Source organism: Streptomyces nodosus (assembly GCF_008704995.1).
GTDB classification, from domain to species: domain Bacteria; phylum Actinomycetota; class Actinomycetes; order Streptomycetales; family Streptomycetaceae; genus Streptomyces; species Streptomyces nodosus.
In genome coordinates this window covers 4595395-4619265 of the sequence record NZ_CP023747.1, presented here as the reverse complement: position 1 = coordinate 4619265, position 23871 = coordinate 4595395, and the positions used below count along the sequence as shown (strand labels likewise).

Genomic DNA, 23871 nt, shown 5'->3' with positions numbered 1-23871 from the left:
GGGAGGTTCCTTACTTGTCGAGGGAGTCGAGAGAGGGGCCGAGGATCCAGCTGGCGATCTCTCGGATCGCGCCGTCGCCGCCGGGAACGGTGGTGACCGCGCGTGCGGCGCCGCGCACGACGTCATGGGCGCTCGCGACCGCCACGGGCCAGCCGACGAGGCCGAAGCACGGGAGGTCGTTGACGTCGTTGCCGACGTAGAGCACGCGCTCCGGCGCGATGCCCTGCTCCTCGCACCACTGCTTGAGTGCGAGGTCCTTCCGGTCGATGCCGTGCAGCACCGGAATCTGCAGCTTCCGGGCTCTGGCGGCGACGACCGGGTTCTGCTCCGTGGACAGGATGAGCATCGACAGGCCGCTTCTGCGCAGCGCGGCGATGCCGAGGCCGTCCCCGCGGTGCACGGAGACGAACTCACGTCCGTCGGAGTCGATCAGCACCCTGTCGTCGGTCTGGGTGCCGTCGAAGTCGAGTACGACCGCGTCGATGTCGGCGCGGGTCGGAAGGGCGCCCTGCCCCGGCGCGTCCAGGAGGGGCGCCAGCGCCCGGGCGCGGGCCAGGTCGTGCGGGTCGTCGATCTCCAGCACCCGGGCCGGGTCGGTGCGCACCAGCTGGGTGCGGCCGAAGAAGCGGTGCCGGTGGGTGCGCAGGCCGGCCACGTCCATGGCGTAGGCGGCGCCGGTCTCCAGCAGGTCCTGGGGGCGGTCCTGGCGGCGCGGGCGGAACGCCTTGTCGTGGTTGACGCCGTGCCCGCCGTCCGCGGCGGCGGCGTTCTCGTCGGTCTCGTCGGCCCCGTCGCGCCAGACGAAGCCGTGGAAGGGGGCCACGGTCAGCGCGCTGTCCGCGCCGTCCTCGACGACCGCGCCGGCCACCCCGTCGACGTCCTCACCGGTGAGGAAGGGGCTGGTGCACTGGACCAGCAGCACCACGTCGACCGGCGCGCCGTGCAGCGCCTCATGGGCGTCCAGGGCGTGCAGGACCGCGTCCTCGGAGGTGGCGGTGTCACCGGCGATGGCGGCGGGCCGCGGGACGACCTCGGCGCCGGCCGCGCGGGCGGCGACGGCGATCGCCTGGTCGTCGGTGGAGACCACCACATCGGTGACCAGGCGGGCGGCCCGGCAGGCACGCACCGCGCGGGCCACCAGCGGCACTCCGCCGACCGGGGCGAGGTTCTTGGCGGGCACGCCCTTGGAGCCGCCGCGCGCGGGGATCACCGCGAGCACGCGGCGCACCGGCGTCGGCCGTCCCGCTTCCGGGTTGGACATGGGCTGCACTCCTTGGGGTCCTGGGCGGGATATCCGCTCGCTCACAGCTCCCCCATCCGTCGGATCACGGGCGCCACACGCTGCACTCCGTGGCGGTAGGCGCCGCGGGCCGCGCGGCGGACGATCTGGCGTACGGGGCCGGGCGCCTTGTCGGCGGCGGGTGCGCCGGGCAGCGGGCTGCCGTCCGGGGCCAGGTGGTGGCGGGCGAGCACGCCGGGCAGATAGCCGGGCGCGGTGACGGGGGTGTAGTAGGGCCTGAGCGGCGGGAGCCCGGGGGCGGCGAGCAGCTCGGCGATGCGCCGGCCCGCCTCGTCGAAGGCGGTCGCATAGGCGCCGTCGGCGGCAACGCCCTGCCGGGCCACCCAGCGCGCGTCCGGTTCCGGCTGGTGCCCGGCGTCGAGCTGGTCCCAGGAGGCGAGGCAGCCGGAGCCCACGAAGTGGTGGTTGCCGAGCGCCTCCCGGACCCCGAGGTCGGTGAGGACGACGGTGGGGATCCGGCGGTGCAGGGACTCCAGGGCGGCCGTCGAGCTGACGGTGACCAGCAGATCGGTCCGGTCCAGGACCTCGCCCATGTTCCCGTACACCAGGCGGAAGTTGGCGGGCGGGTCGTGCCGCTGGACCAGTTTCTGGTACGGCAGCTCCTCGATGTGCGTGGTGTGCTCGCCCGGCTTGGAGCGGAGCTTGAGCAGCACCTCGCGCCCGGGGTGCAACCGGGCGTGCCGGATCAGCCGCTCCAGCAGATAGCCACGGTCCCTGCGGCTCTCCGGCACGGAGGGCTGGGCGGCGAAGACGACCGTGTACGGGTCGGTCTTCTCGTAGGGGGCACCGCCGAGGAACGGCAGCGCCACCTCGGTCACCGACGAGGCGTCGGCGCCCACTCCCTCGTACACGGCCCGGAAACGCTCCGCGTCCTGGCGGGAGTTGGCGAGCACCAGATCGGCGCCGTGCCGCAGCAGCAGGCCGTCGGCGAGCTTCTCGTAGACGACGCCGACATAGCCGGTGACCACCACGGGCCGCCGGGTGCGGTCCTTCCAGACATGGGCGAGGCCGTGCAGCATCGCCTGGACGCCGCCGCCGACCAGCGCGATCACCAGCAGGTCGTAGGACTCCTCGGCCATCGCGCTCAGGAATTCACCGGCCGTGACCTCGCGCAGGGACTCCGCGCGGACCCCGACCTCCTCGAGCTGGCGGACGGTCGGGGTGGCACGGCCGCGCAGCAGAAAACCGGTCGGGGCGGGACCGTCGGGGGCGCCGCCGGGCGATCCGGCGTCCGGGGCGGGGCCCGCGGCCAGTCGGCTCGCGGTCAGCGCACCCCATTTCCACCGGGTGTCGGAATCCGCGAGTACGGCGATCCGCAGGGACTTCGTATGACGTGCTGGCACGGTCCCAGACGCTAGGAAGCAATTCCGAGGCACGGCCGAACCGCGAATCAACAAAAGGTTAACAGCGCCCCACCGGGAGCCGAATCGGCCCGCGGAAATACGAGAAACACATGCGGTGCACCGTTCCGACACATGGAGTTCACCCCCCGTATCACTGCCGGAAAGGCTTGCACTCGGGCGCCCCCCTACGCTTTCGCGAGTGCCAAAGCTTTCCGTGATTGTGCCGTTCTACAACGTGCAGCAATATGCGCCGGACACCCTCAGAAGCCTGCGCCGCAACGCCCGGCCGGAATTCGAGTTCATCCTGGTAGACGACTGTTCCGCAGACGACACGCCGGCTGTTCTGGAGCGGGCCGCCGAGGAGCTGTCCGAGGTGGCCGCGGTGCGCTGCGTCCTCCGGAAGGAGAACGGCGGTCTCGCCACCGCGCGCAACACCGGCCTCGACGTGGCACAGGGGGAGTATCTGACCTTCCTGGACGGCGACGACTGGCTCGCCCCCGGCTATCTCACCGAGCTGGTCGCGAGCATCGACGAGCTGGGCTGCGACTTCGTCCGTACCGACCATGTGCGGGCCACCGCCCGTGCCCGCACCGTGCAGCGGGTGCCGCACGGGCCGCGCGGGGAGGTGACGAACCCCCGCGAGGCGATCCTGCCCGCCACCCGGACGACCTCGGTGGACTACCCCTACGCCTGGGCCGGTGCCTATCACCGCCGTCTGCTGGACCGGGGTCTGCTGCACTTCACCGACGGACTGCGCACGGCCGAGGACCGGCCGTGGATCTGGCGGCTGCACCGCGAGGCGGAGTCCTTCGCCGTGGTCGGTCTGCTGGGCGTGTTCTACCGGCGCGGGGTGGCCGGCTCCCTCACCCAGATCGGTGATGTGCGTCAGCTCGACTTCCTGCGCGCCTTCGACCAGGTGATCGAGGAGACCGCGGCCGATCCCGACGCCGACCGGCTGCTGCCGAAGGCGGTGCGCACCTACTGCGCGATCATCGCCCACCATCTGGCGGAGATCGACAAGTTCGAACCGGCCGTGGCCAGGCAGCTGCGGACGAAGGGTGCCGCGGCGCTCGGGCGGATGCCCCAGAACCTGCTGGACGATGTCCTCGACACCATGGATCTGAACCGTTCCTCCAGGCTGCGACGGCTGCGCCGCCGGGGTTCCACAGCGAAGGCGGCCGCCTGATGTCCCGCACCACCCAGATCTTCTGCGCCTCCACGCTGTACGGTGCGGCGACCCTGGCCGCCGCGCTCGAGTCCGGGTGTCTCCCCGAGGCGGACCGGCGGCTGCTGCTGGTGTGCAACAACGCCGCGACCCCGGAGACCATGCCCGCCGTCGACGAGATGCCGGGCTTCGCGCCGCTGCGTGAGCACTTCGACGGGGTGCTGTCCTGGAACCGGGCCATCCGCCCCTTCCACCCGAGCGCCTGGACGCCGCGCTCCGACGACATCCCGCTGCTCGAACGCCATCTGCGGCTGCTGTGGGGGCTCGGCGACGACCGGGTGACGCTGGTCCTGGAGTCCCTCCAGGTCAACCCGGCCCTCGCGGTGGCCCAGCTGTTCACCGGGGCCCCGATCCATGTCTACGCCGACGGCCTGATGAGCTACGGCCCCACCCGCAACAAGCTCGACCCGCTGGTGGGGACGCGGGTACGGCAGCTGCTGCACCTGGACCTGGTGCCGGGCCTCACCCCGATGCTGCTGACCGAGTTCGAGGTGCCGGCGCGCGTGGTGCCGACGCCCGCCTTCCTGAAGACGATCGGGGAGCTGTCCGGGCACAGCGGCGCGTCGCCCGCCGTGCCGGACGGCGCGGCGCTGCTGCTCGGTCAGTATCTGTCGGCGCTCGGCATCCTCTCTCCCGAGGAGGAGGACGACCTTCAGGTACGGATGCTGCGGGGCGCCGTCGAGCGCGGCCACCGCACCGTCGTCTTCACACCGCACCCGAGCGCGCCGGCCCGCCACAGCCGTGTCCTGGAGGCCGAGGCCGGCCGGCTCGGTGTGGAGCTCACCGTCCTGGATCAGCCCGTGCTCGCCGAGGTGCTCTTCGAGAGGTCCCGGCCCGCCCTGGTGGTGGGATGCTTCTCCACCGCGCTGTTCACCGCGTCCACGCTCTACGGCCTGCCGGTCGCCCGCATCGGCACCGAGGCGCTGCTGGAGAGGCTGACGCCCTACCAGAACAGCAACCGGGTCCCGGCCGTCCTGGCCGACGCACTCCTGCCGGACCTGGTGTCCGGCAGGAGTGCGGACGCGTTGTCCGCCGGCGAACTGAACGACCTGGTCACCGCGCTCGGCTTCACCATGCAGCCGCAGATCCACCCGTCGCTGCGCCCGGCGGCGGAGCGCTATCTCGCCCGGCACCACGGCCCGCGCGTCCAGCACTACTTCACGCGCAGACAGCTCGCCTCGCTGGGGCTCCCCGGCGGCATCCCCCGGCAACTGGCGTTCCTGCCGCGCAACTCCACCGCGCGCCGGATGGTGCGGCGGGCGCGGGCGCTGAAGAAGGCCCTCCGCGGCTGACGGACCGCGGGAGGCCCGTCCGCACCCGGTGCCCCTCGTCCGGATCGTGCCGGGCTCGCGGGCCCCGGCGGCGCATCCGGACAAAGGCCCCGCCGCAGGTGCGGCGGCCCTGCGGCGGACCCCCGGTCCGCACCGGGCGGTGTCCTCCGACCTGCCGCGAGCGGGGGACTGTTTACCCGCTGGACACCGGAAAGTCACTCGCGACCCGTCGCGCTCGGGCACATTCGTCCTCCGATCGGAGGACGGTGGAACACGCATGACGAACCCCCTGGCGGGATTGTTCAAGGCACGGCAGAAGGAGGCCGCCAGGCTGGACCTGTTCGCCCGGGGCATGCGCCTGTGCGGTGAGTACCTCGCGGCGCACGGCGAGACGCCCACGCCCCGGCACACCCGCCTCAACCGGGCGATCGGCGCCTTCGCCGCCTCCCTGGACACCCCGTCGGCCGACCCCTTCGACTCCCTGCTCAAGGTCGGCGAGCGCGCGCTGGAGGCCGGCGGGGAGCGCGGGCTGGACCTCGCCCTGGGCGTGGCCGAGACCTCCACCGGCATCCGGCAGCGGTCCAGGGGAGCCTGGCGGCTGCGCGGCCTGGCTCTCGACGGGCTCGGCCGCGGCGACGAGGCGCTGGAGTGCTACCAGCACCACCTCACGCTGCTCCAGGACACCGCCGCGGCGGAGCACATCGTCCGCAGGATGGACACCCTGCGGCGCCGGCGGGCATGTCTGGAGGAGGCCGTCGCGCTCTTCCCCGGGCCCGCCGCCCCGCTGCGGGAGCTGCTCGGACGGCCCACCGCGGTCACGGCACCGGAGTTCGCCGCCCTGGTGCGGGCTCAGGTGGCCGAGCACGGCGCCGGGGACCCCGCCGTGCGGCGCCTGCTGGCGCTGTACGGCACCTACCGGCGGCTCGTCGAGCGGACCGGGCTGTCCGATCCGCTGCTCGGCGGGAGCACTCCGATCGGCGTCGGCGGGCTGCGCGGCCTGCTCGAGGGGCGGACGGTCTGCCTGGTCTCGGACGCCGGGGAGACCGCCCCCGGCGCGCGGGGCGCCGAGACCGACCGCTACGACCTGGTGGTGCGGTGCGACGCGCTCCCTGCCCGCGCGCAGGGCGAGCGCACCGATCTGCACGCCGTCACGCTGCGGGGCGACGCCCCGTGGGAGGGACCCGCCTGGACACAGCCGGCCGGCATCCGGCTGGTGTTCGGCGACCCGGCCGCCGCGTGGCGCCGCGCCACGCGGCAGCGGCTGGTGCCCGGGGCGCAGCAGCAGGTCGGTGACGCCTCCCTGCGGCGGCCCCTGACCGACCCGGCGCTGCTGGGCGAGGACGGCTGGGACGCGGCGACCAGCACCGCCTTCACCGTCCTGAGGCTGCTGGACTTCCTGGACGTCAGCCCCCGTCTGGACCTCATCGGCTTCGGTGTGCCCGGCCGGCTGCGGCCGAGGGAAGCCGAGTGGGTCATGGACCACGCGACAGATGTCGACGACAGCAAGATGAGGATCGCCCTGCGATGACCCACTCCTTGGCGGACGACCGGAGCACCGTCACCGGCAGACGCCGGATCGCCTTCGCCGTCCACACCGACACCGACGGCCTGCCCCGTCTCGCCACGCTGCTGCGCAGCCTGGCGCTGACCAACCCGGGCGTGTGCGAGGACTTCGTGGTCCTGCACCCGGGACCGGACGGCTCCGCGTTCGACGCGCTGCGCCGTCTGCACCCGCGGGTCGTCACACGCCGGGCGGACAGCCGTGCGGATCTCTTCCGGCTGGAGGGCTACGACACCGTCGTGGTCCTCAGCCCGGACATGGTGGTGCTCGGGGACATCGGTGAGCTGCTGCGGATGCGCCACGGGGTGGGCGCCGTCCCGCAGGTGCTCTGCGACGGGGACGGCGGTGAGCGGCGCGCCGTCCTGCCCGGCGGTCTGCTGGTCCTCCAGCGCGCCGACGTGGACGACGCCCTGGCGGCCCGGCTCGCCGACGGCGACCCGAGCCTCCTGCCCGCGGACGTCCTGGTTCCGGTGGACGCGCGCCACGACTTCCTCACCCGCCGGCTCCACGACGGCACGCCGGTGCCCTCGAATGTGACCGTCCTCCACTTCACCGGCCCCTCCGACGAGCACGGGCACGGTCCGGCCGCCGAGGCGCGGCGCCGCTTCGAGATGAGCGACGAGGAGTTCCGGGCCGCCTACTGCGCGCTGCCCGGCGACAAGCACCCCGACCTCCTGGCGCACTGTGCGCCGCCCCTGCTCGAGACCCGTCCCTCCCTCGGTCTCGCCCATATGGTGGCCGAGGTGTACCGCAGGCAGGGCCGCTACGACGAGGCCGTCGACGTCCTCGCCCCGGTGGTGGCCGACCGGCTGGACGCGCCCCGCTGCCAGGAGACCCTGGGCGTCTGTCTGATGGCGCTGTCGCGCTACGACGAAGCCGAGGCGCGTCTGCTGCTGGCGGCCGCCTCCCCCGATGTCGCCCCGCGCGCCTTCGCCCAGCTCGCCCGCCTGGCGTGGCTGTGCGGTCGGGAGGAGGACGCGCACGCCTACGCGCTCCAGGGCCTGGAGGCCGACCCCACCGACGCCGGCTGCCACAGCTGGCACGTCCGTACCCGCCCCGAGAGTCGGGAGCCGCACCGGCCGGACGCCGCCGGGCAGCAGCTGGCGCATGTGGCGCTGTTCGCCGACGGGCAGGAGAACGCCGGCGACAAGGTCCTGCCGGAGGCCGTGCGGATGTGCTTCGACAGCGACACAGGGCCGCGCCGCTGGTACCCGCAGCCGGTGCACCGGCTGGTCGACGAGGCGGCGCTCGAGCAGCTGAACGCGCGGCGCGGGGTGATCGTGGGCGGCGGCGGGCTCTTTCTCCCGGACACCTCCCCCAACGGCAACAGCCACTGGCAGTGGAACGTCCCGGACGAGATTCTGGCCCGGATCACCACGCCGCTCGCGGTGTTCGCGGTCGGCTACAACGTGTTCGACGGGCAGCTCTACCGCCGGGGCCGGTTCGCCGAGAGCCTGCGGGTCCTCGTCGAACGGTCGGCGTTCTTCGGGCTGCGCAACCACGGCTCGATCGAGCGGGTCCGCGAGCTGCTCCCCGAGGAGCTGCGCGACCGGGTGCGCTACCAGCCCTGCCCGACCACGGTGGCGCGGTACCTTCTGCCGGACCGGTTCGACCCGGCGCGGCGGTCCGACACCGTGCTGCTCAACTGCGCCTACGACCGCGCGGGGCTGCGCTTCGGCCATGACTACGGTCACTTCCTCGCGCAGATGGCGACCGCGCTGCGCGAGCTGCGGGAGCGGACGGACGTGCGCTACGCGGCCCATATGCCGGCCGACGAGAAGTTCGTGCACGACCTGCGCCGGGAGCACGGCATCGGCCTGCCCGTGGAGCCGCTGTACGACATGTCGAACGACGCCGTTCGCGACCTGTACAGCCGGGCACGGCTGGTGATCGGCATGCGCGGGCACGCGGGAATGATCCCCTTCGGCTGCGGCACCCCGATCCTCAGCCTGGTCTCCCACCCAAAGCTCGCCTACTTCCTGTCCGACATCGGCCGCGAGGAATGGGGACTGTCCGTGCACGACCGGGAGCTCGGCCCCCGGCTCACGGAGCGGGCGACGGCGATCCTCGACGACCACGCGGCCGCGGTGGCGGACGTGCACGACGCACAGAAATTCCTGTGGGAAACCACCCGTTCGAACCTCGACGAGCTCCGGGAGACCTTCGGTCCGGCATGAGGCGCAGGGAGTTCACAACTGATTCGAAAGGAATTCATCTCTCCTCAGCTCGGGCGACACTGCCCCCGCAGGGAGCGTCGTTAGCCTGTTCCAATCTCCAACCTTCAAGCGTGAGAGGCGCACGTGCCGAGACTGTCCGTTGTCGTCCCCATGCACAATGTGGAAGCGTTTGCCGAGAACACGCTGCGAAGCCTCGCGAACAACGCCGATCCCGACGTCGAGTTCCTGCTCGTGGACGACTGCTCCACGGACTCCACTCCCTGGGTGGTCGACCGCTGGGCGGAGAAGCTTCCGAACGCCAGAGTGATCCGGCACGAGAAGAACCGAGGCATAGCGCAGGCGCGCAACAGCGGTATCGACGCGGCGGACGGCGAGTTCATCACCTTCCTCGACGGCGACGACTGGTACGGGCCGGGTCACCTGGCCGAACTGGTGTCCGCCATGGAGGAACTGGGCTGCGACTTCGCCCGTACCGACCATGTGCAGGTCACCGGCACCGAGCGGGTGGTCAGGCGGCCCCCGGCACCGGTGCGCAACATCGTGATGGATCCACGTGACGGCATCGCGCCGGCCGACATGGAGACGATGGTCGACTACCCCTTCGTCTGGGCGGGGATCTACCGCCGGCATCTCTTCGACGACGGCGGTATGCGCTTCGCGACCGAACTCCGCACCTGCGAGGACCGGTTGTGGATCTGGCGCCTGCATCTGAAGGCCAGGACCTATGCGTCCCTGGGTCTGCACGGCGTGTTCTACCGGCGGGGCGTCACGACCTCGCTCACCCAGATCAAGGACTCCCGTCAGCTGGACTTCATCCCGGCGTACGACGCGGTGCTGAAGAATCTGCTGGAGGACCCGGAGGCAGAACGCTTCCTCCCCAAGGCCGTTCGGACCTACTGCGCCATGATCGCCTTCCATGTCGGCAAGGCGAACGAGTACGAGCCCGCGGCGGCCCAGCGACTGCGGCGTGAGGCGAGAGCCGCGCTCCACCGCATGCCCGAGCGCGCGCTGGAGGAGACCCTCAGCACCATCGACAGCACTCGGAGCAGGTTGCTCAGCCGCCTGCGTGACGGGCGGAAGGCTGCCTGATCCATGCCCCGCAAGACCCAGATCTTCCAGGTCTCGACCCTCTACGGAGCCGCCACCCTCGCCGCGGCGCTCGACGCGGGCCTGTTCGGACCGCGCCACGAGGCCCGGCGCATCCTGCTGGTCTCCAACAACGCCGCGATACCGGAGACGGCCCTGCGCCTCGACGAGATGCACGGCTATGAGCGAATAGCCGGCCGGTTCGACTCGGTGGTCAGCTGGAACGAGGCGATCAGCCCCCAGCACCCCAGCACCTGGGGTCCGCGGGGGAACGACACGGTGATGTGGCAGCGGGCGCTCCGGCTGCTGTGGGACATCGACGAGCGGGACCTGATCGAGCTCGCCGTGGAGTCGATCCAGGTCAACCCGGCCCGTGCGTTGGCGGCGATCTTCTCCGAGGGCACCGTCCATGTGTACGCCGACGGCCTGATGAGCTACGGCCCGACCCGGGAGAAGCTGCCGCTGACCATCGCGTGCCGCATCCGGCGCCTGCTCCACCTCGACCTGATCCCCGGACTGCGCCCGCTGCTGCTGTCCGAGTACGGCGTCGAGCCCGAGATCGTCCCGGACGAGGCGTTCCGGGGCGTGCTCGACGAGATCTCCCGGGACGCGGCGGACGACCCGCGGCTGGCGCCCGTCCTCAAGGAGGAGCCGACGGCCGTGCTCCTCGGCCAGTACCTGGCGGCGATCAACATCCTGAGCGCGCAGGAGGAGGAGGACCTCCATGTGCGGATGCTCACCGGGGCCGTGCGCGCCGGGCACCGGTCCGTGGTCTTCAAGCCCCATCCGACGGCCCCCGCCGGCTACTCGGCGGCGCTGAGCAAGGCGGCGGCGGACGCCGGCGTCCGGCTCACCGTGCTGGACGCGCCACTGCTGGCCGAGACGCTGTACCACCACTGCCGTCCCACGCTCGTGGTGGGCTGCTTCTCGACGGCCATGGTGACCGCCTCCGCCTACTTCGACGTACCCATCGCACGCGTGGGGACCTCGCTGGTGATGCGGCGGCTCAAGCCCTACCCGAACAGCAATCGCGTGCCCCTGGCCGTGGTCGACCACCTGGTGCCCGACCTGGAGCGCGAGGAGACCCCGGCGCTCGTCGGCAGGGCCCCCGAGACGCTGTCACCCCTGGTCCGGGCGATCGGTTTCTGTATGCAGCCCAAGACGTACCCGGAGCTGCGGGAGCCGACGGCCGACTGGCTGCGGAACCATCTGGCCGACAGCCCCGGCTACTACTTCCCCGAACTGCGGCTGGCCGAGCTGGGCCTTCCCGGCAGCCACCCGCGGTCGCGCGCCAAGGTCCAGGTCAGCCGCGCGAAGCGGGTGGTGCGCAGGGCGGTGCGGCGGCGCGTCCAGAAGTGACGCGGGGGTGAACCGGAGGAAACGGCTGCGGCGTCCCGCCCGGCTCGGCCCGTCGGCCGGACCGGGCGGGACGCGTTTCGCCGTTTGAACTCGTTCCGCATAGGGTGACCTGCCCGTTCACCTGCCCCGGACGGCCAACCGAGACCCACCGGCCACAGGGGAGCCACCGCCCCTTCAACTCCCGTACACCGGGTGCCATGAGAGTTGCGCGGTGCCCAATGACATAGCCGTACACGTGCCGCAGCAGAGAAGCGCCTCGTCCGAGAAGGCCGCCGCACCACGGGAACACCGCTTCGACATCGATCTGATGCGGCTGATCTGTTCCGCCACCGTCATGCTGGGGCACGTGGGCGCCACGTTCATCCACTCCACCGGCAACGACCCGGCTCATGGCTCCGGGTCGTACTGGGCGGGACATGTGGCCGAGGCGATCAACCCGTTCGCCGTTCCCATGTACTTCGCCATCGCCGGCTGGGCGGTGCTGGTCGGCGCGCCCCCGCGGGACAGCGCCCGGATGTGGAAGCGGATCGTCCGCAACACCGTTCCGCTCTTCGCCTGGACGGCGGTCTATCTGATCTGGGCCTGGCTGCGGGACCGCAACGACCGGCCCATGACCGAGCTGGCGACGAACTCCCTCTTCGGCTCCGTACAACCCGCCTACCACCTGTGGTTCATGTACAACTACATCCCGATCATCACGCTGCTCGCCTTCGCGATGCTGATCAGGGCGGGGAAGCGGCCCTTGGGGCTGGGGGCGGCGCTGTTCGGCATCGCGGTCCTGCCGAGCGTGCTGACCACCCTCGGCGAGGTCACGCACCACAGCATGCCGTCGGTGGCCTGGGGATTCGGCACCTATTCAGTGGTGTACGCGGTCGGGGGCGCGATGCTGTTCGCCCTGCCGGCCGGAGCCGTGGGACGGTGGCGCCGGGCGCTGTGGGTCCTGCTGCCGCTCACCATGGCCGGCTGCCTCTGGTACAACACCCAGATCCACTATGTGATCCCCAACGCGCATCTGTTCGTCGGCACGATGTGCATCTGTGTGCTCCTTCTGGTCAGCCGGATCCAGATCCCCGAGAAATGGCGGCCCCTGCTGCAGAAGCTGGCCGGTGCCGCGCTCGGCGCGTACATGGTCCATGTGCTGTTCCTCGAGGAGGTCGTCGCACCGCTGGTCTCGCCGGACCTGAGCGGACCCGTGGCGGGGCTGCTGCTGGTCGGTCTGCTGATCACGGTCATGGCCCTGTCGTTCGGCGCCAGCCTGCTGTGGGGCAGGCTGAACCTGCGGCGCCTGCTGGGCTGACCCGGCAGGCCCGCGTCGTCTCCGTCGGGCCGTGCCGGCGAGCGTCAGGTGCTCGCCAGCGACAGCTTCACCGCGAAGCCGATGAAGAGGGCGCCCGCCGCCGAGGTGGCGCCCGCGGACAGCGCCTTGCGGCGGCGGAAGGCCTCCGCGAGGCGTGTGCCGCTGAATATCAGCACGGTGAGATAGAGAAAGCTCGCCAGCTGGGCGAAGGCGCCCAGGACGACGAAGGAGAGCGCCGGGTAGGCGTATCCCGGGTCGACGAACTGCACGAAGAAGGCGATGAAGAACAGGATCGCCTTCGGGTTGAACAGACTGATGACCAGGGCCCGGCGATAGGACCGCTCCCCGGTCCCGGCGGCGACGGCCGGCGTCTCGGCCTCGGTCCGCTCCCGCCGCGTCCGCCACATGCCCCAGGCGGCCCGCAGCATCCCGAACGCCAGCCAGGTCAGATAGCCGGCCCCGGCGTACTTCACGATCCCGAACAGCACGGCGTTCGTCTTGAGCAGCGAGGCGACCCCGGCCGCGGACAGCGTCATCAGCACGGTGTCCCCGCAGAAGACGCCGGCGGCCGCGGTGTACCCGGCCCGGACCCCGCGCCGGGCGGCGACGGACAGCACATACAGGGAGTTGGGCCCGGGCAGGAGCACGATCAGGACCAGCCCGGCCAGATACGTGGGGAGATGGATGACTCCGAACATGGGAAGGAGTGTCGCACGGGGGTATGACACTCCGGTTCCGGGTTTCGGGGAGCGAGACGGACGGATCGGTCACCGCGCCCGGCTCGGGGGCGCGTCGCTCAGAACACGTCCGAGGGCACATACGTCCCCCACACCTCCCGCAGCGCGTTGCACACCTCTCCGACCGTCGCACGGGCCCTGAGGGCCTCCTTCATCGGGTACAGCACATTGTCCGTGCCCTCCGCGGCCTTCTTCAGGTCCGCCAGCGCCCTGTCCACCGCCGTCCGGTCACGCCCGGCGCGCAGCCCGGCGAGACGCTCCGCCTGCCGGGCCTCGATCGCGGGGTCGACGCGCAGCGGCTCGTACGGCTCCTCCTCGTCCAGCTGGAAGCGGTTGACGCCGACGACGATCCGCTCACCCGCGTCCGTCTCCTGGGCGATGCGATAGGCGTTGCGCTCGATCTCGCTCTTCTGGAAGCCGTGTTCGATCGCGGACACCGCGCCCCCCAGGTCCTCGACCTTCCGCATCAGCTCCAGGGCGGCCGCCTCGACCTCGTCCGTCATCCTCTCCATGGCGTAGGACCCCGCGAACGGGTCGACCGTCGCCGCAACATCCGTCTCATGGGCCAGCACCTGCTGGGTGCGCAGGCCCAGCCGCGCGCTCTTGTCCGTGGGCAGCGCGATGGCCTCGTCGAAGGAGTTGGTGTGCAGCGACTGGGTGCCGCCGAGCACCGCCGCCAGGCCCTGGACGGCGACCCGGACCAGATTCACCTCCGGCTGCTGCGCCGTCAGCTGGACGCCCGCCGTCTGGGTGTGGAAGCGCAGCATCATCGACTTCGGGTCCTCGGCGCCGAAGTCCTCCTTCATCACCCGCGCCCAGATCCGCCGGGCCGCCCGGAACTTGGCGATCTCCTCGAGGAACGTGGTGCGTGCCACGAAGAAGAAGGACAGCCGTGGCGCGAAGTCGTCCACATCCATACCGGCCGCGACCGCCGTGCGCACGTACTCGATGCCGTCCGCCAGCGTGAACGCGATCTCCTGCGCGGGCGACGCGCCCGCCTCGGCCATGTGGTAGCCGGAGATCGAGATGGTGTTCCACTTCGGGATCTCGGCCCCGCAGTACCGGAAGATGTCCGCGATCAGGCGCAGGGAGGGCTTCGGGGGGAAGATGTACGTCCCGCGCGCGATGTATTCCTTCAGGACGTCGTTCTGGACGGTGCCGGTCAGCTCGCCGGCCGGGACGCCCTGCTCCTCCGCCACCAGTTGGTACAGGAGCAGCAGCAGCGCGGCCGGCGCGTTGATGGTCATCGAGGTCGACACCTTGTCCAACGGGATCCCGTCGAACAGCACCCTCATGTCGTCGACCGAGTCGATGGCGACGCCCACCTTGCCGACCTCGCCGTGTGCGAGGGGGGCGTCGGAGTCGTGGCCCATCTGGGTCGGCAGGTCGAAGGCGACCGACAGGCCCGTGGTGCCGTTGGCGATCAACTGCTTGTACCGTGCGTTCGACTCCGTCGCGGTGCCGAAGCCGGCGTACTGCCGCATCGTCCAGGGCCGGCCGGTGTACATCGTCGGGTAGACCCCGCGCGTGAACGGGTAGCCCCCGGGCACGCCCAGCTGCCGGGCCGGGTCCCAGCCGTCCAGGGCGTCCGGCCCGTACACCGGCTCGATGGGCAGTCCGGACTCCGACTCGTGCGCCATGGCCATGTCTCCACCATGCACCGTAGTTCGCCGGCGGTCATGCGCGGGGAACATCCGGGTGACACGACCGGGCACCGGAAGCGGTGGGGACGACGGGGGTGGGCATGCGTACCGAGGGCCGTATCGAGGGCCGTACCGGCCGGACCAGGGGCAGGGGGAGCACCGTGATCGCGGCCGGCGGGGTCGCGGTCCTCGTCGCCGTCACCGGCTGCACGGTGCAGCCGGTGGGCGCGGACGACGCCGACGGGAAGCACCGCTCGCCGGTGCGCATCGAGATCCCGCACACCCCCTCCGAGACCGCCACGCCCAGCACTGCCCCCGCCCCCAAGACCCCCTCGGCCCCCGTGCTGTGGACGCGCGGCGACTCGGGTCCCGGGGTACGGGAACTACAGGCCCGGCTGCGCCAGATCGACTGGCTCTTCGACGGCCCGACGGGCAGCTACGACGATCTGACCGAGGACGCCGTCAAGGGCTTCCAGGGCAAGCGGGGGCTGCCGCGGACGGGCCGGGTCGACACCACCACCTGGCGACGGCTGCTGGGGATGACGCACCGGCCCGGGAAGTGGGAGCTGTATCTGATGGGCGGACAGCCGGCCGCGGCCCCCGACCCGCGCTGCATGACGGGCCGGGTGCTGTGCATCAGCAAGACCAGCCGGACCCTGCGCTGGATGATCGACGGGCGGACCCTCTCGACGATGGCCGTCCGGTTCGGCTCCTCGTACACCCCCACCCGCGAAGGGGTGTTCCAGGTCTACTGGAAGTCGCGCCATCATGTGTCCACGCTCTACGACTCGCCGATGCCCTACGCGATGTTCTTCAGCGGCGGTCAGGCGGTGCACTACTCGTACGACTTCGCGGCGCGCGGATACTCCGGTGGGTCGCACGGCTGTGTGAACGTACGGGACGAGGCGGCGGTCTCGGCGCTGTTCTCCGCGGTGCGGACCGGGGACAAGGTGGTCGTCTCCTGGTGAGCGGGACCGCGGGCGGTGTGCGTGGCGCGGGCGGGACCGGGGGAACGCGTCCCACCCGCGCCGGGATGCACCGAGCCGTAGGTACGGGGGGAACCCCGGCTCCGTGCGACGGCCGATGACCAGTCGGCTCACTCACTACTGCGCAGCGGGGGCCGAAAGTGTCACACCCCCGGGAGGAGAACCTCACAGAACCGGGAAAGCGCAGGTCACAGAGGGATGCGCAAGAGCTCTCGCTGTGCCGTGGGTGGCTCAGCGCACCAGGAACGCGTTCCGTGCCCCGTACGTCGGGTGCGGGGACCTCGTTCCCCACCGCCGGGAAGGGGGCGGGGCGGTGTGCGGTACAGCCGAGGGGGTGGCGGCCAGTCCGGGGCCACCCGGCCCTCTGTGGTCCTCGCCATCACCGCCGTTTCCGCCCTGATCGCCGCCGCCGTTTCCGCCCTGGTCCCCCTGACCGCCCTGTTTTCCCTGATTCCCCTGGCTTCCCTGGCTTCCCTGGTTTCCCTGTTCACCCTGATCGCCGCTCCGGTGGTCCCGGCCGTTCTCGCCCTTGCCGGATCCCCGGGTGCCGCCCGGACGCGCCCGGTCCTCGCCGCCCAGGACCCCCTTGCAGAACCCCTTCACCCGGGACTTGCCCCCGGCCGCGTCCTCCAGGCTCCGCCTGCGCTCCGCGTCGAGTTCCTTGCCGCCCGCGAGGTCGCTGCAGGAGGAGCGCAGCCCGCTCCACCACTCCCGGCCCCCGGCGGAGGCACCGGCGCCGCCCAGACCGCCGGTGGGGGCGGAGTCGTCGTCCGCCGCGTCGTACGAGGGTCCGACCTGCCCGGGCGCGCCGCTCGTGCTCCCGGCCGTCGGGGAAGGAGAGCCCCCGGTGGCGGATCCCTGGGGCGCCGGGGGGAAGGGCGGCTGCTCCGAGGTCCCGGCGGGCGAGACGGACGCGGACGCGGCGGTTCCGGGTGTATCGCCGAGCGGTGTGCGCAGCACCCCGGTCCCGGCCGCCACGGCGGCCCCGCCGATCATCCCCGCGGTCATCACGGCCGCGAGGCCGAAGCGCGCCCGCCGTCCCCTAGGGGCCTTCCGCCGACCGGCGTCGGGGCGCCCGAGGCGGACCAGACCGGTGTCGGCGGACAGGGCCGCGGGGTCCCGTCGGCCGTCCTGACCTGCCGCCGCACCGTTCCCGGTCGTCCGCGCGGCCCGGAACGCGGCCAGCGCGGCGGCCTCGCCCGGGAGTTCGGCGCCGGCCGGCGGGGGTGTCGCGGCCAGGGCGGCGAGGGTCTCGGTGAGTCTGGCGATATTTGCGCGCGTAACGTCGTCGACGGCGGTCGGCGGCTCGCCGCGCAGCAGTCGCTCCGCCGCGTCGTCGCTCAGCCACCCGTGCTGCTCGTCGGCCATCACATGTCCTTCTGCGTACGCGAATGCAGATGCGTCACACCGACGGACGACGGCACCGGGCGCCGGCGCGTCTCATGCCGGGGAGGCTGCACACCGAGGGCGCCGAGCGACTCCGGATCCACCTGCGCGCCGGCGCCGAGCATGTCCGCGAGCCGCTTGAGGCCGCGGTGCGCCGCGGTGCGGACGGCCCCGGGCCGCTTGCCGAGCGTCTCCGCGGCGGTCTTGGCGTCCAGGCCCACCACCACCCTCAGCACCACGGCCTCCGCCTGGTCCTGCGGGAGCCGGGCGATGAGCGAGAGGGCGCGTCCCGTGGCCAGGGCCTCCATGGCCTCGCCCGCGGTGTCCGACTCGGCCGCCCTGCCCGCCAGTTCCGTCTCGTCACCCCCGATCACCGGGCGGCGCCCGCGCATCCGGATGTGATCGAGCGCGCGATTGCGGGCGATACGGGCCGCCCAGCCGCGGAACCGGTCGGCGTCGCCGCTGAACCGCTCGATGTCACGCGCGATCTGCAACCAGGCCTCGGAGGTGACGTCCTCCGCGTCCGACTCACCGACCAGCGTCCGTACATATCCGAGCAGACGTGGATGAACCGTGCGGTACACGGTCCGGAACGCGGTCTCGTCCCCACCCTGTGCCGCAAGCACCGCGGCCGTCAGCTCCGCGTCCTCCCCCAGCACCCGAACTTGCCCCTCCGTGCGCCTGAGCCGGCACCGCCTCGCGCGAACCGGGTTCCCACCGTCGTGATCCCTCGACCTGTCATGGTCTGAGCCGCTCATGGGGTGCGGCGGTCGCAGCACCCGTTCAACTGATCATCCGCCGGTCGGCGCGAAAGGCACGTTACGGCTTGAAACCGTTCTCCGTCCACGTTCGTACAACGCGCGACCAACCTGTGACGCGCGGGGGTGTGACAGAAAACGCATCCATGACGCTGTAGAGAGTACGGGCCGCCGCGCGGCCCGTAGCGCGCGACGGCCGGGGCCTCTCCTGTGGGGGGTGGCGGCCCCGGCCGTTGCCCCCCTCGCTTCCCGGCCGAACCCGTCGGCGCCGAGCGGGCGGGCCTGCGCGGAGGACGCCTCCCGCACCTCACCGCCCCGCTTCCCGCCCTGTTCCCCGCCCCGGCTCCTCATGCCCCCGGTGTGGCCTTCTCGCCGGCACGGACGGCTTTCTCATCGTCCTTCGCCGCCTTCTCGGCGGCCTTGTCCGCGGCGCGGGCAGCCTTCTCCGCATCCCTCGCGGCCTTCTCCGCCGCCTTGTCCGCCTTCTTCGCCGCCTTCGCCTCCGCCTTCGCCGCGTCCTGCACCCCCTTCTCGACGGCCTTCTCCGCGACCTCACCGTCCTCGCCCGCAGCCGACGCCGACCCCGCCGTCGCATCCGCAGCCGACGCCGACCCCGACCCCGTTGTCGTGTCCGCCGCCCCCGCCGTCGTCTCCTCCGACGCCCCGTCAGGCGTCCGGGACGGTTCGCCCGTGTCCCCCACCCGGGGCCCGCCGGTCGGCTGTTCCCCCGGCCCGGGGGTCACGGGAGCCCGTGGAACGGCGGGCCGCGGCGGGGCGGAGTGGTGCTTCGGGACGCCGATGGTCGCGACGGCGACACCACCGAGCGCCGCACAGCCCAGCACTAGAGCGAGCAGCGTCGGCAGCGAACGCCCCGTCAGACGCCGGGCATGCGGGCGCCAGTCGTCGCGCCGCCGGGCGCGTGGGGACCGGGTGCGCCGCCGCTCCTCGCGGGCGTCCCGGAAGGCGGTGAGGGCCCGCGCCTCCGCCTCCGGGTCGAGATGCCGGGGCCGCACGGCGGCCAGCAGGGCATCCGCCGTCAGTGTCTCGGGTCCGGGGCGCACGGGCGGACGGCCCGTACATCCTCCGCCCTCGTGTCGCTCACCCATGACCGTGTCCGCCCCCGGATCCCACCGCGCTCGCCCTCGTCCCGACTCCCCCAGCGTCCCGGCGCCGCCATCCGTCACACCCGGGGAGCCAGCTCGCGTGCCAGACGCCTGAGCCCCCGGTGGGCGGCGGTACGGACCGCGCCGGGCCGTTTACCGAGGACCCGGGCGGCGGCGGGCGCGTCGAGGCCGACGACCACGCGTAACAGCACCGCCTCCGCCTGGTCGCGCGGCAGCCGGGCGACCAGCCGCAGGGCCTGCCGCGTGGTCAGGGACTCCAGGGCCTGGTCGTGGGTGTCCTGACGGCCGGGCAGTTCGAGGACGTCGTCACCGAGCACCGCCGACTCCGGGCGGACGCGCCTGCGGCGCAGATGGTCGAGCGCGCGGTGCCGGGCGATGGTCGCGGTCCAGCCGCGGAAGCCGGCCCCGTCCCCCCGGAACCGCGACAGATCACGGGCGATCTCCAACCAGGCGTCGGACGCCACGTCCTCCGCGTCGTCGCCGACGAGTCCGCGCAGATAGCCGAGCAACCCCGGCTGCACGATCCGGTAGGCGACCGCGAAGGCGGTCTCGTCCCCCTGCTGCGCGCGGGCGACGGCCGCGCCCAGCTCTCCGTCGTGCGCGTGTGCGCGACGGGGTTCCCGTGCCTGACCCAACGCTGTCCTCGGTCGTGGCGAGTGGTCTCGCGTGCCCACACGTGCGGCACCCGGTCGTGCCCACGCCCCCAGGGTCATCAGCGTCGGCGCTCACGGAAATGTCACCCCGGACATGAGCCCGCGTCAGTTTTCCGCCAACCGCGCCGCGTCACGGCACAGCAGACGCAGCGAACCGTCGCCCCGGTAACAGCGCCGGGCCTCCTCGACGGGATCCCACACCCGGCCGTCGGGGGTACGCACCCGGTGGTCGCCGTCACCGGTCCACCACTCGCCGCCGGTCAGCCGGACCAGCACCTCGCCCGCGTACGCCCCGAAGCCGCGCAGCGCGGTCTCCACGGCGGCCAGGGGCGCGCCCTGGCGGCGTATCTCCTCGATCGTCCGGTCCACCTGCCACAGGCTCCGCGCCGAGTAGTCGAGCCTCAGCCGGGCGCCCTCGCGCATGGCCGTGACGACATCGGCGGCCCAGCGCACCGGCCGGGCGGCGGCCTCGGGCCTGATCACCCCAGGCCGGTCGGTCTCAGTTGCGTTCACATCCCGAAGAGCGCGCCCGGGGCGCCGAACGTCACACCGAGCGGCCCCGTGCACGCCGGGACACCACGGCCCGCAGCACCCGGCGCCCCTCGGTGGACACCTCGAGGACCTGGCGCAGTCCGCCCGAGCCATGGGCGGTGACCAGCTCCAGCACGGCGATCTGGCGGCGCAGTTCGGCGGCCACCAGCGGGGGCACCCCGTCCGTACGGCCCTCCCGGCAGTCGGTCACCGAGGACTCCTCGTCGGCGGCGGGGTCCAGCAGACGGTGTATCCGCAGTGCGGCGTCCGAGCAGGCGTCCGCCCACCGGCGCAGGGCGTCGGCGGAGGCGGAGGGCTCGTCCGGCGCCCCGTCGAGCATCCGGCGGGCCAGTTCCGCGGCCTCGGCCTCGAAGGCGTGGTCCGCGTCGTCCTCGACCAGGCCCCCGACGCCCAGTTCCGCCCGTGCCTTCGCGAGCGGCTCCTGCCAGGAACGGTCCTCGGCGAGGTCGGCCCACAACGGGCGGAGCACCTCGTCCTCGCCCCCGAGCAAAGGAACGCATCGATCCAAACAAGCCAACCCGCTTGCCGCGAGAGTCCGTTCGTCGGCCCCCGCGATCAGATCCACCAGACTCATCACGCCTCCTCGAAAACGCCTCACAGGGGCGCCTCACACTTCACGGAGCCCACACTTCCCCTTACTGCGTGCAAGCTACCGGGAGTGTCACCGGGGCACCATGGCCGGACGGTCCCCGAGTTCGAAGAATTCATTTTCGGCCAACTGCGCCATGGCCCCGGACCGCTCCCCTGCGTACGGCGCCGGCTCCGCGGCCACCGGCCCGGAACGACACGGGCCCCCGCCCCGGAACATGTCGTTCCGGAACAGGGGCCCGACCGCCGGCTCAGCCCAGACGGTCCGCCAGTTGCTTGAACTGCGTCCAGGACATCGTGGGCGTGCGCGCGTCCCACACCTTCTGCGCCATGGCCCGCAGCGGCATCCTGATGCCGGCCGCCACCTGATCCTGGGTCTGCGCGGTCGCGTAGTCGCACCAGACCGCGAACACACCGCCGAGGATCTGCCCGTCGTACCGTGCGGGCACCGCGGTCGTGCCGCGCAGCACACGCGGGTTCCACTGCTCGAAGATCCGCTGACCGGTCGGGTAGACGAAGGTCTGCGGCTCGCCGAGCACGTAGTAGAGGAACTCGTCGTTGTAGTTGATCACCTTGCGGCCCGCATCCAGATACTCCGTCGGCTGCCGGGCCCCGATCTCCTTGCCGGTCCAGTACGCGACCTCCAGGTCCTTGGCCGCCGGCACGCTGCTCGAACGGTAGAAGCCGTCGTTCCAGGCGCGCATCGTGCGGTCGTGCTTGCGCATCACGTCCGCGCGGTCGTTCAGCCAGCCGGTCGTGAGGTCGGCGACACCGGCACCGGCACCGAACCTGGCCTTCGCCGCGGCGGCGAGCTGCGGATAGGCGGTGGCCGGGTTCGACGCCATCAGCGCCTGGTACTCGTCGCCGCCGAGGTGCCAGTAGGAGCCGGGGAACACGTCCGCGAACTCGTTGAGGAGGTCGTCCACGATCTTCGCCGCGGCGGGCTTGGAGATGTCGATCGCCCCGCGCGTGGGCACGCCCGCGGCGTTGCGCAGCTGGAGGTCCGGGTGCGCGGCGATCACGGCGCCCAGATGGCCCGGCGAGTCGATCTCGGGGACCACGGTGATGTGACGGCTCGCCGCGAGGTCGACGATCTTCTTGACCTCCGCCTTGGTCAGATGCTCCTTGGAGACGATCTCGGGGTGCGAGGAGGACTCGATGCGGAAGCTCTGGTCGTCGGAGAAGTGCAGTCCGATCTCGTTGTACTTCAGATCGCCGATCTCCCGGATGCGGTCCTCGATCCAGCCGGGCGTGAAGTACTTGCGCGCGATGTCGAGCATCAGCCCGCGCCGCGGCTTGGCGGGCGCGTCACGCACGACGCCCTCGGGTGCCGTACCGCCGCCGTGCACCTCCTGCTTGAGGGTGCGCGTGCCGTAGAAGACGCCCGCCTCACCCGGACCGGCGATCTTGACCCGACCGTTCTGCACGGTCATGGTGTACGACTCCTGGTCGCCGCTCCCGGACAGGCTCAGCTCCACGTCGCCGTCGCGGGCGCCGGTCCGCCCCGCGTAGCTCAACTTCAGCTCCCCGGCGATCAGCCGCCCCTCGTCGGCGAGGGCGTCGTCGTCGACGACCACCCGCGCGCCCGACGAGGGCCGCCAGCCGGGACCGCGGGCCGCGGTGTGCTCACGGACGGCGGGAACGGTCTGCGGCGCCTGCGACATGGGATAGGTGCGCGTCGGCGACCCGGCGATGGTCGATCCGGTCCCGTTCGGCGTGCCGCCGCCGGAGGGCCACAGCGTCACGGCCGCCGCGATCGCGCCCGCGGCCAGCAGCCCGGCACCGAGCAGAAAGCCGTTGCGCCGGCGCACCGCCTTCTTCGGGGCCGCCCGTCTCCTCCGGCCGCTCACCGCTTCACACCCCGTTCCCTGTCCGTACACCACCACACGGTGCCGATAAGCGCAGGTAGCGCCCCGGACACCACGGCCGTACGTATGCGTCCGCTTTTCAACCGCACACCCTTCACCTCCATACGCGAGCCCCCCTCCGAACCTAAGGCCCCCGGGGACCCCGCCCGTCCACGAGAGGGCCGGTAACTCTCCCATCCGGGTGAAATCCGGGCAGCAACTGGACGTCCATGCACCCGCCACGGATAACGTGGCGGCGCACTTCCCCCACGCCCCCTGCCGATCCGGCCGTGACGTCCTTACGACGCACGCCCGTTCACTCGCCGAGGACCCACGCTGCCTTCGCACCGTCTTCCGCGCCTCCCCGGCCCCACCGCCCCACCGGCGCGCCGCCCCGAGGCCCCCGCGGACCTGGAGAAGTTCAACGCGGCACCCGCCGACGACGCCCGGCGCGCCCTTCTGACCTGCTGCCGGAGCCCGCGCTGGGCGCATCGCGTCGCCGACCACCGCCCCTACCCGGACCTGGACTCCCTGCTCGCCGCGGCCGACGAGGCGGCGTACGACCTCACGCCCGGCGATCTCACCGCGGCCCTGGCCCGTGAATCCCTGGCCCCGCTCCCGGCCGGCGCCCACTCCGCCGCGCACACCGCCCTGAGCGCGGCCCATACGGCCTACCAGAGCCGATTCGGACACATGTTCGTCATCTGCCTGGACGACGTGGCGCCCGACGAGGCGGCCGACCGTGTCCTGGACGCGATCCGGTCACGGTTGACGAACGATCCGGACGACGAGCGCCCGCTGGCGGCGGAGGAACTGCGCCGTCTGGCCAGGGGCAGGCTGACCCGCCTGATATGCGACCCGTCGGGCCTGGCCATGGCCGAAAGCGTCCGGTGACGGGGCCGGAGCCGAAGCCGGTGCGGTGCACCGCAAACCCCCGCACATCCCTTGGAATAACCCGTTTGATTGCCAGTTTGATCA

19 protein-coding genes and 1 pseudogene are annotated in these 23871 nt (G+C 72.2%); 9 read left to right on the top strand and 11 right to left on the bottom strand.

Features of this window, described 5'->3' with window-relative positions:
- Nucleotides 1-10 precede the first annotated feature (10 nt).
- Entirely contained in the window at nucleotides 11-1261 is a 1251-nt protein-coding gene (locus CP978_RS20910) for an N-acylneuraminate cytidylyltransferase (RefSeq protein ID WP_043443266.1), read from the bottom strand.
- A 41-nt stretch (nucleotides 1262-1302) separates the two neighbouring features.
- On the bottom strand, nucleotides 1303-2643 hold the full coding sequence (locus CP978_RS20905; RefSeq protein WP_043443264.1) for a DUF6716 putative glycosyltransferase: 1341 nt from the start codon (nucleotides 2641-2643) through the stop codon (nucleotides 1303-1305).
- Between the two features lie 199 nt (nucleotides 2644-2842).
- On the opposite strand from CP978_RS20905, the gene CP978_RS20900 reads away from it, so the two are divergent.
- From CP978_RS20900 to CP978_RS20870, 7 genes are all read left to right on the top strand, one after another.
- On the top strand, nucleotides 2843-3829 hold the full coding sequence (locus CP978_RS20900; protein ID WP_043443262.1) for a glycosyltransferase family 2 protein: 987 nt from the start codon (nucleotides 2843-2845) through the stop codon (nucleotides 3827-3829).
- Entirely contained in the window at nucleotides 3829-5160 is a 1332-nt protein-coding gene (locus tag CP978_RS20895) for a polysialyltransferase family glycosyltransferase (RefSeq protein WP_043443260.1), read from the top strand. Before CP978_RS20900 ends, CP978_RS20895 begins: the two co-directional genes overlap by 1 nt.
- A 256-nt stretch (nucleotides 5161-5416) precedes the next feature.
- Nucleotides 5417-6667 carry a hypothetical protein gene (locus CP978_RS20890; protein ID WP_043443259.1) on the top strand — a complete coding sequence of 417 codons (1251 nt, stop codon included), beginning with the start codon at nucleotides 5417-5419 and terminating at the stop codon, nucleotides 6665-6667.
- Entirely contained in the window at nucleotides 6664-8877 is a 2214-nt protein-coding gene (locus CP978_RS20885) for a polysaccharide pyruvyl transferase family protein (RefSeq protein ID WP_043443257.1), read from the top strand. Before CP978_RS20890 ends, CP978_RS20885 begins: the two co-directional genes overlap by 4 nt.
- A 123-nt stretch (nucleotides 8878-9000) precedes the next feature.
- The gene (locus tag CP978_RS20880; protein WP_043443255.1) at nucleotides 9001-9966 is read left to right on the top strand and encodes a glycosyltransferase family 2 protein; all 966 of its coding nucleotides are present in this window, start codon (nucleotides 9001-9003) and stop codon (nucleotides 9964-9966) included.
- Nucleotides 9967-9969: 3 nt separating this feature from the next.
- On the top strand, nucleotides 9970-11322 hold the full coding sequence (locus CP978_RS20875) for a polysialyltransferase family glycosyltransferase (RefSeq protein ID WP_043443254.1): 1353 nt from the start codon (nucleotides 9970-9972) through the stop codon (nucleotides 11320-11322).
- A 235-nt stretch (nucleotides 11323-11557) separates the two neighbouring features.
- Nucleotides 11558-12619, top strand: coding sequence for an acyltransferase (locus CP978_RS20870; RefSeq protein WP_227745420.1), 1062 nt, complete (start codon nucleotides 11558-11560; stop codon nucleotides 12617-12619).
- 44 nt (nucleotides 12620-12663) lie between these two features.
- On the opposite strand, the gene leuE is transcribed toward CP978_RS20870, so the two are convergent.
- Both leuE and CP978_RS20860 read right to left on the bottom strand, forming a co-directional pair.
- Nucleotides 12664-13317 (bottom strand): leucine efflux protein LeuE, encoded by a 654-nt coding sequence (leuE, locus tag CP978_RS20865; protein ID WP_043443252.1) that lies wholly within the window; start codon nucleotides 13315-13317, stop codon nucleotides 12664-12666.
- A gap of 98 nt (nucleotides 13318-13415) precedes the next feature.
- Nucleotides 13416-14996 (bottom strand): acyl-CoA mutase large subunit family protein, encoded by a 1581-nt coding sequence (locus CP978_RS20860; RefSeq protein ID WP_043449112.1) that lies wholly within the window; start codon nucleotides 14994-14996, stop codon nucleotides 13416-13418.
- A gap of 104 nt (nucleotides 14997-15100) precedes the next feature.
- Here CP978_RS20860 and CP978_RS20855 point away from each other — a divergent pair, with 104 nt between their 5' ends.
- The gene (locus tag CP978_RS20855; protein WP_052454214.1) at nucleotides 15101-15967 is read left to right on the top strand and encodes a L,D-transpeptidase family protein; all 867 of its coding nucleotides are present in this window, start codon (nucleotides 15101-15103) and stop codon (nucleotides 15965-15967) included.
- 249 nt (nucleotides 15968-16216) lie between these two features.
- Here CP978_RS20855 and CP978_RS20850 read toward each other — a convergent pair whose 3' ends face one another.
- From CP978_RS20850 to CP978_RS20825, 7 genes and pseudogenes are all read right to left on the bottom strand, one after another.
- On the bottom strand, nucleotides 16217-17353 hold the full coding sequence (locus tag CP978_RS20850; protein WP_052454213.1) for a hypothetical protein: 1137 nt from the start codon (nucleotides 17351-17353) through the stop codon (nucleotides 16217-16219).
- Nucleotides 17353-18030, bottom strand: a complete 678-nt coding sequence (locus tag CP978_RS20845; RefSeq protein WP_043443250.1) for an RNA polymerase sigma factor — start codon at nucleotides 18028-18030, stop codon at nucleotides 17353-17355. The genes CP978_RS20850 and CP978_RS20845 overlap by 1 nt, the downstream gene beginning before the upstream one ends.
- 446 nt (nucleotides 18031-18476) lie before the next feature.
- The gene (locus CP978_RS34945; RefSeq protein ID WP_158508340.1) at nucleotides 18477-19235 is read right to left on the bottom strand and encodes a hypothetical protein; all 759 of its coding nucleotides are present in this window, start codon (nucleotides 19233-19235) and stop codon (nucleotides 18477-18479) included.
- A gap of 42 nt (nucleotides 19236-19277) precedes the next feature.
- A pseudogene (locus CP978_RS20840) lies at nucleotides 19278-19888 on the bottom strand (RNA polymerase sigma factor); the annotation flags it as partial.
- Between the two features lie 123 nt (nucleotides 19889-20011).
- Nucleotides 20012-20329: a hypothetical protein gene (locus CP978_RS20835; protein WP_221501539.1), complete on the bottom strand. Its 318-nt coding sequence runs from the start codon at nucleotides 20327-20329 to the stop codon at nucleotides 20012-20014.
- Between the two features lie 121 nt (nucleotides 20330-20450).
- A complete protein-coding gene (locus tag CP978_RS20830) occupies nucleotides 20451-21032 on the bottom strand; it encodes a hypothetical protein (RefSeq protein WP_043443246.1) in 582 nt (193 codons plus the stop codon).
- A 265-nt stretch (nucleotides 21033-21297) separates the two neighbouring features.
- The gene (locus tag CP978_RS20825) at nucleotides 21298-22896 is read right to left on the bottom strand and encodes a beta-N-acetylhexosaminidase (protein ID WP_227745419.1); all 1599 of its coding nucleotides are present in this window, start codon (nucleotides 22894-22896) and stop codon (nucleotides 21298-21300) included.
- Between the two features lie 333 nt (nucleotides 22897-23229).
- On the opposite strand from CP978_RS20825, the gene CP978_RS20820 reads away from it, so the two are divergent.
- Nucleotides 23230-23787, top strand: a complete 558-nt coding sequence (locus tag CP978_RS20820; RefSeq protein WP_079162234.1) for a 2-oxo-4-hydroxy-4-carboxy-5-ureidoimidazoline decarboxylase — start codon at nucleotides 23230-23232, stop codon at nucleotides 23785-23787.
- Nucleotides 23788-23871 lie beyond the last annotated feature (84 nt).

What these genes read in the sequence shown, in the direction of transcription:
- CP978_RS20910 (WP_043443266.1), bottom strand. Translation starts at nt 1,261, where the DNA reads ATGTCCAACCCGGAAGCGGGACGGCCGACGCCGGTGCGCCGCGTGCTC.
- CP978_RS20895 (WP_043443260.1), top strand. Translation starts at nt 3,829, where the DNA reads ATGTCCCGCACCACCCAGATCTTCTGCGCCTCCACGCTGTACGGTGCG.
- CP978_RS20890 (WP_043443259.1), top strand. Translation starts at nt 5,417, where the DNA reads ATGACGAACCCCCTGGCGGGATTGTTCAAGGCACGGCAGAAGGAGGCC.
- CP978_RS20885 (WP_043443257.1), top strand. Translation starts at nt 6,664, where the DNA reads ATGACCCACTCCTTGGCGGACGACCGGAGCACCGTCACCGGCAGACGC.
- CP978_RS20875 (WP_043443254.1), top strand. Translation starts at nt 9,970, where the DNA reads ATGCCCCGCAAGACCCAGATCTTCCAGGTCTCGACCCTCTACGGAGCC.
- leuE (WP_043443252.1), bottom strand. Translation starts at nt 13,317, where the DNA reads ATGTTCGGAGTCATCCATCTCCCCACGTATCTGGCCGGGCTGGTCCTG.
- CP978_RS20860 (WP_043449112.1), bottom strand. Translation starts at nt 14,996, where the DNA reads ATGGCGCACGAGTCGGAGTCCGGACTGCCCATCGAGCCGGTGTACGGG.
- CP978_RS20855 (WP_052454214.1), top strand. Translation starts at nt 15,101, where the DNA reads ATGCGTACCGAGGGCCGTATCGAGGGCCGTACCGGCCGGACCAGGGGC.
- CP978_RS20850 (WP_052454213.1), bottom strand. Translation starts at nt 17,353, where the DNA reads ATGGCCGACGAGCAGCACGGGTGGCTGAGCGACGACGCGGCGGAGCGA.
- CP978_RS34945 (WP_158508340.1), bottom strand. Translation starts at nt 19,235, where the DNA reads ATGGGTGAGCGACACGAGGGCGGAGGATGTACGGGCCGTCCGCCCGTG.
- CP978_RS20835 (WP_221501539.1), bottom strand. Translation starts at nt 20,329, where the DNA reads ATGCGCGAGGGCGCCCGGCTGAGGCTCGACTACTCGGCGCGGAGCCTG.
- CP978_RS20830 (WP_043443246.1), bottom strand. Translation starts at nt 21,032, where the DNA reads ATGAGTCTGGTGGATCTGATCGCGGGGGCCGACGAACGGACTCTCGCG.